This is a genomic window from Mitsuaria sp. TWR114 (genome assembly GCF_007997345.1).
Genome location: NZ_VOSR01000924.1, coordinates 1 through 1,040, shown reverse-complemented (window position 1 = coordinate 1,040; position 1,040 = coordinate 1). Strand labels below are relative to the sequence as shown.

Genomic DNA, 1,040 nt, shown 5'->3' with positions numbered 1-1,040 from the left:
AGGCGCAGCAGCAGCTGCTCTCGTCCGGCGGTGACGCCGCCGGCAGCCAGGCCGCCGAATCGCTGCAGCAGTTCATCGAGGCTGCCGCGCCGGTCGCTCCGCCCGCGCCGGCGCCGAGCGCGCCGATCCCGCAGGCGGAGGCCGCCATCGACGAGGAGATGCTGGGCATCTTCCTGGAAGAGGCCGCCGAGGTTGTGACGACCGCCCGCGAGGCGCTGACCGCGCTCGCGCGCAGCGCCAGCGACAAGGAACAGCTGACGACGGTGCGTCGCGCTTTCCATACGCTCAAGGGCAGCTCGCGCATGGTCGGGCTGAACGAGTTCGGCGAAGCCGGCTGGGCCTTCGAACAGCTCTACAACCATCGCCTGTCGGAGCATCCGCAGGCCGATTCGGACCTGCTGCGCGCCAGCAACGAGGCGCTGGACGGCTTCCAGGCCTGGGCCACCGCGATCGGCGAAGGCCGGCCGCACGGCTATCACAGCGCGCCGTTCCGCGCCGTGGCCGACGCGCTGCGTCTGGAGAACCGCTACACCCCGCTGCAGCTGTCCGCCGCGGCGCCGGTCCTGGCGGTGCCCGAGTTGATCGAGGTGGCCGAGGTGGTGGAAGCCCCCGAGGTCATCGAGGTCGCCGAGCTGCCGGAAGTCGCCGAGGTCCCGGCCCCCGCGCCGGCGCCGGAGATCGATCTGGCCGGCCTGCAGGTGCTGCCGGAACTGTCGCTGGCGGACGAGGTGGCGACGCCCGCGCCCGCGACGCCGCCCGCGGCCGACGAACTGGCCGCGCTGGACCTGCTCGCCACGCTGGACGCGGAACATGCCGCGGCCGGCTCGGTGCTGCCGTCGCTGGACCTGCCCGCGCTGGACCTGCCGGGCCTGGACGTGCCGCCGCTGCCGGTGGCCGACCTGGACGTGGTGACCGCGACCGAACCGACGCCCGTCGCGATCGATGCGCTGTCGCCGGAATTCCCGGCCGACGTGCCTGAACTGACCCAGGCGGTGCCCGAGCTGGACGCCGCCATCGACCTGGACGCGCTGTCCGCCGTC

General features: G+C 73.7%; 1 protein-coding gene. It reads left to right on the top strand.

Annotated elements, in window-relative coordinates:
• A partial coding sequence (locus FUT87_RS25855; protein ID WP_186830769.1) for an Hpt domain-containing protein occupies positions 1-1,040 on the top strand: 1,040 nt, incomplete at both ends.